This window comes from Protofrankia sp. CiP3 (assembly GCF_917627345.1).
Taxonomy (GTDB): Bacteria; Actinomycetota; Actinomycetes; order Frankiales; family Frankiaceae; genus Protofrankia.
Map to the genome: position 1 here is coordinate 69,502 of NZ_CAKJTM010000017.1, position 11,896 is coordinate 81,397.

The 11,896-nt window shown below is 67.6% G+C and carries 9 protein-coding genes; all 9 read right to left on the reverse strand.

Annotated elements, in window-relative coordinates:
* Positions 1-6 precede the first annotated feature (6 nt).
* Complete coding sequence (locus MJ797_RS09220; protein ID WP_239333694.1) at positions 7-1,290, reverse strand: competence/damage-inducible protein A; 1,284 nt, start codon at positions 1,288-1,290, stop codon at positions 7-9.
* Positions 1,280-1,894, reverse strand: a complete 615-nt coding sequence (locus tag MJ797_RS09225; RefSeq protein ID WP_308128302.1) for a CDP-alcohol phosphatidyltransferase family protein — start codon at positions 1,892-1,894, stop codon at positions 1,280-1,282. Before MJ797_RS09225 ends, MJ797_RS09220 begins: the two co-directional genes overlap by 11 nt.
* On the reverse strand, positions 1,891-3,327 hold the full coding sequence (locus MJ797_RS09230) for a MiaB/RimO family radical SAM methylthiotransferase (RefSeq protein ID WP_239333696.1): 1,437 nt from the start codon (positions 3,325-3,327) through the stop codon (positions 1,891-1,893). The genes MJ797_RS09225 and MJ797_RS09230 overlap by 4 nt, the downstream gene beginning before the upstream one ends.
* Before the next feature lie 9 nt (positions 3,328-3,336).
* Positions 3,337-4,143, reverse strand: coding sequence for a helix-turn-helix domain-containing protein (locus MJ797_RS09235; protein WP_239333698.1), 807 nt, complete (start codon positions 4,141-4,143; stop codon positions 3,337-3,339).
* A 180-nt stretch (positions 4,144-4,323) separates the two neighbouring features.
* The gene (locus MJ797_RS09240; RefSeq protein WP_239333700.1) at positions 4,324-6,981 is read right to left on the reverse strand and encodes a DNA translocase FtsK; all 2,658 of its coding nucleotides are present in this window, start codon (positions 6,979-6,981) and stop codon (positions 4,324-4,326) included.
* A gap of 46 nt (positions 6,982-7,027) precedes the next feature.
* Positions 7,028-8,713, reverse strand: coding sequence for a ribonuclease J (locus MJ797_RS09245; protein ID WP_239309932.1), 1,686 nt, complete (start codon positions 8,711-8,713; stop codon positions 7,028-7,030).
* Positions 8,710-9,636, reverse strand: a complete 927-nt coding sequence (gene dapA, locus MJ797_RS09250) for a 4-hydroxy-tetrahydrodipicolinate synthase (RefSeq protein WP_239333702.1) — start codon at positions 9,634-9,636, stop codon at positions 8,710-8,712. The genes MJ797_RS09245 and dapA overlap by 4 nt, the downstream gene beginning before the upstream one ends.
* 433 nt (positions 9,637-10,069) lie before the next feature.
* The gene (locus MJ797_RS09255) at positions 10,070-10,264 is read right to left on the reverse strand and encodes a hypothetical protein (RefSeq protein WP_239333703.1); all 195 of its coding nucleotides are present in this window, start codon (positions 10,262-10,264) and stop codon (positions 10,070-10,072) included.
* Positions 10,265-10,312: 48 nt separating this feature from the next.
* Positions 10,313-11,872 carry a hypothetical protein gene (locus MJ797_RS09260; protein WP_239333705.1) on the reverse strand — a complete coding sequence of 520 codons (1,560 nt, stop codon included), beginning with the start codon at positions 11,870-11,872 and terminating at the stop codon, positions 10,313-10,315.
* Positions 11,873-11,896: the final 24 nt, after the last annotated feature.

Sequence of the window (11,896 nt, forward strand, 5' to 3'; positions counted from 1 at the left end):
CACGATTCATCCCGGCTGGCATGGGTGAACTGCCAGGGTACGCCGAAGAGCGTCCAATGCCTGGACGACCGCGTAAGCACGGTTCCGTGGACGGTCCCCGGGCAGCTGAACGGACCTGGTCAGCGCGCCGAACGGCCCCACCATACCGATGTGCAGGGTCCCGACCGGTTTGCCCTCCAGCTCGGTGGGGCCGGCCACGCCGGTCACGGCGAGCCCGTGGGTTGTCCCGAGGAGGTCCCGGACGCCCGCGGCCATCGCCTCGGCCGCCTGCGTCGACACCGCGCCGCTGGTGGCCAGGAGCTCGGCGTCGACGCCGAGCAGCGACGCCTTGGCATCGGTTGCGTAGGTGACCACACCGCCCCGGAACACCGCGCTCGCGCCCGGGACGTCCGTGAGCCGCCCCGCGAGCAGACCGCCCGTCAACGATTCGGCAACCGCGAGCGTCTCCCCCCGGTCCGCGAGCAGCCGCAGGACCGTCCCCTCCAACGAGTCGTCGTCGACGCCGTAGAGCCCGATGCCCAGCGCGATCCGCGCCGCCTCCTCGACGGGTTCAATAATCTTGTAGGCTGCGGCCCTGTCACTGGCACGGGCACTGATCCGGATTCGGGTCTGGCCGTTGCTGGCGAGAAAAGCGATCGTGGGGTTGCCGATCGGGGCGAGCCGGTCGATCTCCCCGGCGAGGGCCTGGGCGACGACCGACTCCCAGACGCCGGCTGTCCGCAACACCCGATGTACCACAACCGCGGGTTCCCCGGCCCGGCGAAGCAGGTCCGGCAGGACCGACTCGGTGAACATCGGGTACATCTCGTGCGGAACGCCGGGCATCGCATAGACCACGCCGTCCATGATCTTCATACGGATACCGGGCGCCGTGCCCACCTCGTTGGGTAACGGCTCCGCGCCCTCGGGCACGTCCGCCTGCCGGTAGTTCATCTCCGGCGCCTGGCTGCCGGCGGCGGGGCCCTCCCGGGCAAGCGCCCGGAAACGCCGACGCAGCATCGCCTCCAGGAAGGCGTCCCGACGCAGGCCCACCCCGGCCGCCCGGGCGATTCCCTCACGGGTCAGATCGTCCTGCGTCGGCCCCAGCCCACCGGTCAGAATGACGGCGTCCGCACGGCCAAGACCCTCGGTGATCCTGGTCGCGATCATCTCGACATCGTCACCCACCACGGTGGACATCCTCAGCCGCGCGCCTACATCGGCAAGCTGCCGCCCCAGCCAGGCCGCGTTGCCGTTGACAATGTCCCCAAAGAGCAGTTCGTCTCCCACGGCCAGCAGTTCAACCCGCATCGCTGTCCTCCAGTACCTCTTCGGTGAGCCGCGCCGGCTGCCGCCGCAGGGCCAGTGCCCGGCCCACATAGTCCAGACCCGTGACGACCGCGACAAGCACGCCGAGAGCCAGCATGACCGCCCGGACCGAAGCACCCGCGCCTGCCAGCGGCAGCACATAAAGACCGATCGCGCAGTTAAGCAACAGGGTCTTCAGTTTGCCACCGCGACTGGCCGCCATCACACCACGCCGGATCACCCACAGCCGCAGCAGCGTCACGCCGATCTCCCGGACCGCGACCACGGCAGTCACCAGCCACGGCAGCTCGCCCAGCAGCGAGAGGGACACCAGCGCGGCACCGGTGAGCGCCTTGTCCGCAATCGGGTCAAGGATGATCCCGAAATCGGTGACAATGCTCCGGCTGCGGGCGACGTACCCGTCGACCTGGTCTGTGACCGCCGCGATCGCGTACGCGGCAAAGGCGGCCACCCGCCAGCCGGCGACGTGGCCACCAGCGGCGAACATCAACAGCACGAATACCGGAACGAGCGCAAGCCGCACGACGGTCAACGCGTTGGCCAGGTTCATCCGGCTGACAGCGGCACCCGGCTCGGGTGCGCTCACCCTGACACGGCATCAACGACGTCGACGAAATCAGCGATCAGATCAACGCCCTCAGTCGCCACCACCTTGGCACTCACCAGATCCCCCACTCGAAGGTCCCGGAGCTGCCCGGCCGGCAGCGCGACAGTGCATGCTCCGTCAACCTCGGGCTGCTGGTGAGCGGCCCGCCCATGGGCCACTCCATCGGCGACCTCTTCTACCAGGATGTCGACGACCGATGAGATCCGCCGCTCGGCCCGGTCGGCGGTCAGCTGCTCCACCAGGTCGGTGACGCGTTGCTGACGTCGGCGCACGGTAGCCGGGGCAACCTTGTCAGGCAGGTTGGCCGCCTCGGTCCCGTCCTCGTCGGAATAGCCGAAGACCCCGACCGCGTCGAGGTCCGCGTCGGCAAGGAAACGCTCGAGGATCGTCACGTCCGCCCGGGTCTCGCCCGGGAAACCGAGGATCACGTTCGAACGCGCCCCGAGTTCCGGGGCGAATGCGCGGGCCCGCGCCAACAGGTCGCTGAAGGCGTCCGCACCGCCGAAGCGGCGCATCCGCCGCAGCACCGAGGGGCTCGCGTGCTGAAACGACAGATCGAGATAGGGAGCGACCCCCGGTGTCGTCAGCATCGTCTCCAGCAGCGACGGACGTATCTCCGCCGGCTGAAGATAGACAGCGCGGACTCGCACGACGCCGTCGATCGCGGCCAGTTGGGGAAGCAGCTTCTCCAACGCCCGCAGATCGCCCAGATCCTTCCCGTAGGACGTCGAGTTCTCACTGACCAGGACGAGTTCCCGCACGCCCTGACCGGCCAGCCACTCGGCCTCGGCCAGCACCTCCTGCGGGAGGCGGGAGACATGCGAGCCACGAAACGCCGGGATCGCGCAGAACGCACAGCGCCGATCACATCCGCTGGAGATCTTCAACGGGGCGACCGGGCCGTCGGCCAGCCGGTGCCGCGGAACCGCTGAGGCCGATCCCGGCGCCGGCGATCGACGATCGGCCTGCCGCCGGTCCACCGGGGTGATCGGGAGCAGGGTCCGCCGGTCCCGCGGGATGTGTGCGCTCGGCGTCTCACCAAGCAGCACCGCGTCCAGGTGCGCGCCCAGCGCCGGATAGGCATCGAATCCCAGGACCGCGTCCGCCTCTGGAAGGCTCTTGGCCAGCTCCCGGCCGTAGCGCTCGGCCAGGCAGCCCACGGCGACCACCGCACGCGGGCCGCCGGCAGCATCACGCAGGTCGGCGGCGGCGAGCACGGTGTCGATCGAGTCCTTTTTGGCAACCTCGACAAAACCGCAGGTGTTGACAACCACCGCATCGGCTACGGCTGGATCGTCGACGACGCTCCAGCCGTCGGCGCCGAGCCGCGCCGCAAGTTCCTCGGAGTCCACATCGTTACGGGAACATCCCAAAGTGATCAGAGCGACGCGACGGGCGGGGCGATCGGGCACGATGTCAGGCTACCGGGACATCGGATTACCAACAGTGCAGTCTCCCGAAGCGCCGATGCCAAGACGGACGGTGACAACCTGGCCGGGGCTCCCGCTGGGCCCCAGATTCCGGCCGTTGCAGGACACGTCGACCGCTCCCGCGTTGCCCATTTTGATCTCCATGGAACGGGCTGCCGTGACCGTCCGGCTGTCACCGGGTTGCAGGATCTGTTGCAGCAGCACCCGCGCGCTCTCGTCTCGCACCTCCAGCCAGCTCGGATCACCGCGCACCGCCACGAGAACGCTCACCCCGGCCGCGGGAGCCGTCGGCGGCCGGGTGGAAGCGGCCGGTTGGGCCGGCATGGTCCCGACCTGCAACGATGGTGTGACAGTGGTGGTTGCCGCGCCCGGAACGACATCGGTGGAACGTCCGGACCCGCTCGGAGCCAGCAGAATGGCCAAACCGACCAGCAGACAGACCGAGAGCAGCGAGATAACCGTCGCCGGCCCCCGGCGGAAGCCCTGGCGGCCAGGCCCGCCCTTGGTGGTCAGCGGATCGAACCCCCGAGGCGGAAGCACCGGCCCCTCGGGCGGCCGGCCGTGGGTCTGATCATATTCGGCGATCAATGGTTCCGGATCAAGCATCAGTATGCGGGCAATGCTTCGAATATGACCGCGCGCATACACCGGACCACCGCATCCGGTGAAGTCCTCGTTCTCCATTTGCTGGATCAGCGTCACGCGGATACGGGTCCCGGCGCTGACCTCGGCAACGGACATGCCCCGTTCGCCACGCGCCGCGGCAAGCGCCGCGCCCACGCCAGCAGCGGACCGCATGGCCAACCTCCGCACCGGTCAGATCGGCAGTAGAGCCGAGTCTACGGTCGACAGCCGACAGCCGACAGCCGATCCAGAACGCTCAGCGCGACCGGCAGCAGGGGACGCGGCGTCGCGGGGCTGGGGCACGCAGCCCAGCCCCACTCCTTGATCCATACCTCCCGTTACCGGGCGCTCGTACTATCCATTACGCAGGGTTGTCAGCAAACCCTCGAGTTCGTCGGGCACAACCAACACATCCCGAGCCTTCGAGCCCTCGCTGGGCCCGACGATTCCGCGGCTTTCCATGAGGTCCATCAACCGGCCCGCCTTGGCGAAGCCCACCCGCAGCTTGCGCTGGAGCATCGACGTCGACCCGAACTGGGTGGACACCACCAGCTCGACAGCCTGCAGGAACAGCTGAAGGTCGTCGCCGATGTCCTCGTCGACCTCCTTCTTGGACTCAGCGCCGCCGGCAAACACGTCCGCGCGAAACGCCGGGGCCGCCTGTTCCCTGGTATGAGCGACGATTGCCGCTATCTCCTCCTCGGAAACAAACGCGCCCTGGATGCGAGCCGGTTTGCCAGCACCCATCGGCAGGAACAGCGCGTCACCAAGTCCAACAAGCTTCTCGGCACCGGCCTGATCGAGGATGACCCGGCTGTCCGCCAGCGACGAGGTTGCGAACGCCAACCGCGACGGCACGTTCGCCTTGATCAGCCCGGTCACCACGTCCACCGACGGGCGCTGCGTCGCCAGCACCAAGTGGATTCCGACCGCCCGCGCCATCGCCGTGATCCGGCAGATCGCGTCCTCCACATCCCGTGGGGCCACCATCATGAGGTCGGCGAGCTCATCGACGATCGTCAGGATATACGGATACGGGACGTACACTCGCTCCGAGCCTGGCGGCGCCACGATCTCGCCAGACCTGACCTTGCGGTTGAAGTCGTCGACGTGTCGAACCCCGCAGGACGCGAGATCCTCGTATCGGTTCTCCATCTCCTTGACAACCCAGGCGAGCGCGTCCGCAGCCTTCTTCGGGCTCGTGATGATCGGCGTAATCAGATGCGGGATCCCCTGGTAGTTGGTCAGTTCGACCCGTTTCGGGTCGACCAGCACCAGCCGCACCTGATCGGGAGTGGCCCGCGCCAGCACACTTGTGATCAACGTGTTGATACAGGTCGACTTGCCGGCACCGGTCGCGCCCGCGATGAGGATGTGGGGCATCTTTGCCAGGTTCGCGACGACATACCCGCCCTCGATGTCCTTGCCGAGGCCCACCAACAGCGGATGCGGGTTGCCGGTCGCCTCGTCGCTGCGCAGGACGTCACCGAGCGAGACCAGTTCCCTGTCCGTGTTGGGAATCTCGATGCCGACCGCGCTCTTGCCCGGGATCGGGCTGATGATCCGGACATCCGGGCTCTTCACGGCGTACGCGATGTTCTTGGTCAGCTGGATGATCCGCTCCACCTTCACCGCGGCGCCGAGCTCTACCTCGTAGCGGGTCACGGTCGGCCCTCGGGTGAAGCCCGTCACCCGGGCGTCCACCCGGAACTGGGAAAACACATCCGTCAGCGACGCGATCACGGTGTCCGTCGCGGCCGATCGCACCTTCGGCGGTGTGCCCTGTTGCAGCAGGGTCGGCGATGGCAGGGTGTAGTTACCATCTGTAGTGGCATCCGCCGTAGGCGCCACGAAGTGCTTCACCGCGGCCGGGTCGGGCAGCGGAGCCGGCACCGATCCGCTGTCCCGCACCTTCGGTGCCCTGCGTGTGGCGCCCGTCGCGGGCACCGGATCCTCAGTCACCGCATGGGCTGTCACCGCATGGGCTGTCGGCGCGTCGATGTCGAAGACGTCCGGGTCGGGCGCTTCTCGGGCACGGCGCCCGCGGTTCGTCCGGCGTCCCGCCTCGACCGGGGCTTCCTCGGCCGAGGCGACCCCCAGCAGATCATCCACAAGCTGGCGTCCCGCGACAGGCGCCGCCCGGCCCCCACCCGAGCGGTCATCGCGTTCGGCATCCGCGGGCGCATCATCGATGAGGAGGGTGTCCCACAGCTCCCGCAGCCGGTCAGGGACCGCCCGGATCGGCGTCTTTGTGATCACAAGAACGCCGAACAGGCTGAGCAGAAGCAGCAGAGGAGCCGCCAGGTAGGCGGTCACCGCACCAGCCAGCGGAGAGCTGGCGAGGAACCCCGCGAGCCCGCCCGCCCGTCCCATGGCGTTGTCAGCGGCGGCGAAGTCAGGAACTCCGCGCGCCAGATGCACGATCCCCAACGCGCCCAGTGCGAGCGCGGCCCAACCGATCAGCACTCGGCCTCGGCTGTCCGGATCGCTGGGACTGCGGACAAGCCTCCAGGTCGCGCCCAGGCCGAACAACGGCAGCGGCACCGCGCCCACACCGACCAGAAAGTGCAGCACCGCGGAGATGGCCCGGCCGACCGGCCCGGCCGCGTGAAACCAGACCGCCGCCGCCGTGAGGACAGTGGCACCAAGCGTGGCAAGCGCCGCGCCATCCCGCTGCTGGGCTTCGTCGATACGCAGGTCGCGGGCACCACGGCCGCTCCTGCGCACCAGGCTGCCCAGGAGCGCGGCCGCGGCGAGCCAGAGACGCGCCGTCAACCTGATCGCTTTTTGGGCGATCAGCAGTGTGAAGGGCCTCCCCGGCGTGCGCGGCGGCGCCTTCGCGGGAGCTTTCTTTTTTCCGCTCGGCTTTCCATTCGGCTTCCCGTTCGACCGGGATTTCGCTGGCGGACGCCGCGCGGGCGCGGCGCGGGGGACCGCCGTCCTGCTCTGGGCACGCGCACGCGTGCCACCTGCCCGCGTGGCCACGCGACGACGGTACCGGTCCGCGGGCATGACATCGGGCAACCACGACCTTCCGGGCGCGTCGCCCCCGGCCGGATCAGACCTCGACGACAACCGGAATGATCATTGGACGACGTCGGTACGTGTCGCTGACCCAGCGCCCGACGGTGCGGCGCACCAGTTGTTGGAGCACACCGACATCGACCGTTCCCGACCGCATCGCCTCCGCCAACGCGTCTGTGACCAGCCCGCGAACCTGCTCGAAGGCTTCACGGGTGTCGGAAAAGCCCCGAGCCGACAGCTCCGGGCCACCCACGACCTTCCCGGACGCCGCGTCGACCACGACCATGATCGTAATAAACCCCTCCTCGCCCAGGATGCGGCGGTCTTTCAGGCTCGGCTCACCAACGTCGCCAACCGCGAGCCCGTCAACGTAGACATAGCCACACGGAACCACGCCGGTGATGTTCGCCTGCCCATCAACAAGATCAACAACCATGCCGTCATCAGCCAGCACCACCCTGTCCGCGGGTACTCCGGTGGCCTCCGCGAGCGCACCGTGTGCCCGCAGATGCCGCCATTCGCCGTGCACCGGCATCATGTTGGACGGCCGGGTCGCGTTGAGGACGTAGAGCAGCTCACCGGCGGGAGCGTGGCCGGAGGTGTGCACCTTCGCCACCCCCTTGTGGACGACCTTGGCACCCCAGCGGGCCAAACCATTGATCACGCGGTAGACCGCGTTCTCGTTGCCGGGGATCAGGCTGGACGCGAGCACCACTGTGTCGCCAGCCTGGATCTGGATGGCGTGGTCGCGGTTGGCCATCCGGGACAGAGCCGACAACGGCTCGCCCTGCGACCCGGTCGAGATCAGACAGATGTTGCGGTCCGGCAACGCACCGACGTCCCGCAGATCGATCACAAGACCGGCCGGCACCCGCAGCAGCCCGAGATCACGAGCTACCCCCATGTTACGAACCATCGACCGCCCGACAAAGCACACCGAGCGGCCATGGGCCTCCGCCGCGTCGAGAACCTGCTGGACACGGTGCACGTGGCTGGCAAAGCAGGCGACGATGATCCGCTTCTTGGCATCCCGGAACACGCCGTCGAGCACCGGCGCAATCTCCCGCTCGGAGGTCACGAAGCCCGGCACCTCGGCGTTGGTGGAGTCGGACAGGAGCAGGTCAACGCCTTCCCGGCCAAGCCGCGCGAAACCACCGAGATCGGTCAGCCGGCCGTCAAGGGGCAGCTGGTCCATCTTGAAGTCGCCGGTGTGCAGCACCAGGCCGGCCGGCGTGCGGATGGCGACCGCCAACGCGTCCGGAATGGAGTGGTTGACCGCGAAGAACTCGCAGGTGAACGGACCGAAGCCGCGGACCTGCTCCTCCCGGACCTCGATCATAGTCGGGCTGATGCGGTGCTCGGCGAGCTTGGCCGCGGTCAGCGCAAGGGTGAGCCGGGAACCCACCAGCGGAATGTCGCCGCGTTCGCGCAGCAGGTAGGGCACGGCACCGATGTGATCCTCATGGGCGTGGGTGAGGACAACCGCGTCAATCGCGTCGAGCCTGTCCCGGATGGCGGTGAAGTCAGGCAGGATCAGATCCACACCAGGCTGGTCCGTCTCGGGGAACAGGACCCCACAGTCGACGACGAGCAGCCGGCCATCGAACTCGAACACGGTCATATTGCGGCCGATTTCGCCCAGCCCCCCCAGCGCGACGATGCGCAGACCGTCAGCGGGCAGCGGCGGCGGTGTTCCCAACCCGGGATGGGGATGGCTCACGCGGACCCCACCGTCGCGTTCACGTCCACGTAGAGGTCAACCCCGGCCGCGGCGAGGTCGACGCGCAATCGCTCGCGTTCGTCGTCGGTCGCGTCCACCAGGGGCAGGCGGACACCTCCGGCGGGCAGTCCAGCCATGTTGAGAGCAGCCTTCGTCATGATCACACCTTGGTTCCTGAATAGGCCCTCGTACGCCGGAAGCAGACCCATGTGCAAAGAACGAGCACGGACAGCGTCACCTGCGTCGAAAGCGTTGATCATCGCGTGGATCCGGCTGGCGGCGACATGCCCGACGACACTCACCACCCCGACGGCACCCACCGACAACAACGGGAGGGTGAGCATCTCCGTCCCGGAGTAGTACGCAAGACCCGTACGGGCAAGGACCCACGATGACGCCTCAAGATTGTCCTTAGCGTCCTTGACCGCCACGATCCGCGGATGCTCGGCGAGCCGTACCAGCGTATCCGTTGCCACCGATACACCGGTACGGCCAGGTATGTCGTAAATCATCACAGGCAGCCCGGTAACGTCCGCAACAGCCCGGAAATGCGCATACAGCCCGCTCTGCGGAGGCTTGTTGTAGTAAGGGCTCACCACCAGCAGCCCGTGCGCACCGGCTTTCTCCGCCGTGCTGGCCAGCTCCACCGTGTGCCGGGTGTCATTGGTGCCCACCCCGGCGATTACCGCGGCACGGGCACCGACTGCCGCGACCACCGCCCGCAACAACTCTTTCTTTTCCCAGTCAGATGTGGTAGGCGCTTCCCCGGTGGTGCCATTGACGACGAGAGCGTCATTGCCGGCGTCCACCAGATGTTTCGCAAGCACGGCGGCACCATCAAGATCAAGTTTGCCACCCGCGGTGAACGGAGTAATCATTGCGGTGATCATGCGGCCGAAGGGCGCTCGGGGCAACACTGACATGTCGGTCACCTTAGGGCGTGTTTCGAAAGTCATCTGTCCGGCTCGCTACGTCCAGGCGGCCCCTGGCCGCGTTCTCGGCCGCACCGGTACGACGCATCCGGTATCGGTGCGGCCCGCCCGCCTTGCCAGTAACCACCTGGACGCGGCTCCCTGGCCGGACGACGGCTTCCGAAACACGCCGTAGAGCGACCGGCAACAGGGGACGCGGGGCTGCGGAGCTGGAGCACGCGCCTCACCGCATCGCTGTCCATCCATCGCCGCGCGACGCACGGGCACCCCCGGCTCGTCGGTCGCCACCCACCACCTCCGGTGACTCCCTCCGCCGCCTTCCGATGCACGCACCCCAACCCCACTCCTTGATCCACACCCCTGTTGCCGGACGCTCTCAGTGCCCTGTCAGGCAACGTCCGTCTGCGGAACTTCGACGATAGGACTACGCCAAGTCGTCGGCATCCCGATGATGGCGGCGCGATAATGACGGGCCAGCCGCTGGCAGGCCCTCGGGCGGGCGCAGCATGTTGCGATCCAGCCTGGTCCACAACTCGATCCGGCCGAGCCGGACAAGGCCGCGCAGACCACCAGCACGCCAGGAGTCAACACCCACACCCTGACCGTAGTTCTTCGGCATGCCAACCATCCCGTCCTGGTGTCGACGATCAGTTTACCCTCTCGGCCGCTACGCGGTGGTGTGCCAGCCAAACGCGGCCCGCGCGCCAGCCGTGACCGCCAAGGCCACCAACAGGACGAGCAGCGCGAGCTTGAAAGGCTCGAGCACCCACGCCGCCAGACTGCTGCGCTCCCGGGTCAGCAGCAGCGAGGCCGCAAACGACGACGGTACAGCCACTACAGCGACCGCATTGGTATCCAGGCGGAAGGGCAGCACGGACAGCCCCACCGTAAGGATCATCAGAATCAGGATTGCCAGGTTCACCCTCGAGACGTCGCGCGAGACGCTGAGCCCCACAAGCAGCTTCGCGCGCGCCGGACGGCGCGCGTCAGTGGTGTAGTACGCGTACACCTCACGGTTTCGTTGAAGGTCTTCTACGAACATACGTTCGACAGGCTTATTGTACAAGTCAATCACGGCCGGATGGCGGATCTCAATGCTCGTGTCATCGGTCCCCACGCTGACGTGGTAACTCCCCGGACCGCCCGGATCAAGATCTACCAATGCGACCGGGTTGACAAGCCAGTTCCACAACGATTGATCACCACCGCGCAACGGGCTCCACCGGTCCAGGAGCGTCCGCCGCTCCTCCTGCATCTTGATCAGAGCGGGCCGATACGGATCAAGCGTCACCGCCGCGAGCGCCTCCCAGCGCCGGCCGTACTCGGCAACCGTCGACAGCACCGGGACGGCCGCGGCGCCGACGGCGCGCAACACGTGGATCCAGGCGACGAAATCGCGAAGGTACGCCTCGATGCCGGCCACGTCGATGTCGCCGGGCACACGAAGATCGCGACGTAGCTCCCCCACGGCCAGCAGCAGATTGTCAGCGCTGCTCAGCAGATCGGGCGGTTCAGCCAACGCCTCGCGCAGGATGGCCTCGGCGGCCTCGACGATGGCGGCCCACGACCGCACCGTCGCCTCCGAGACGCCCAGCTCCGCCTCCTTGTTGAGATACTCGCATATCGCCCGCGTGCCGAGTGACGCTCCGCGTCTGGGCACAAGTCCTGGATGGTTGCCGCTGAATCGGCCCGGCCGGAACCGGGAGATCGCGTCGATGACGAAGCGCGACGATTCCGACGGCGGATGACCAATACGCTCGGCCAGCCGGTAAATGAGATTACCCTGAGTCGTTATACTTGCCGGATAGGGCATCAGGTGGGCGTCCGAGCCGCCCGGCCCGAGCAGATTGAACGCGACCAGCGCCCGTTTCGGCATCGTCGAGATCGGCAGCAACAGCGAGACCTCGTCAGGTAACCGGCCGCCGGTACGGGTGAGCAAGCCGCGCGGACCGGCGACAGCGGTCAGCAGTGGGTCCAGCGGACCCCAGTTGACCGACCGCTGCAGCAGACAGCGGTTCGCGCTCAGGACGGTGAACTGATCCACCACCCGGCGCCGGAGACCCGCGTACTCCACGGGCGGGGCCAGCAGGGTCGCGGTGATCTCATCGATATCAGCAAGATCGATAAAAGTCGCGGTCTCACGACCGTCACGGCGGGTCCACTGTCGCCAACGCCCAACATTGCCCTGGCCAGGGTTACCCGGTCCGGCGGGCGGCGATGTAGCCACGGCGAGTGACAATACCCGAACCGC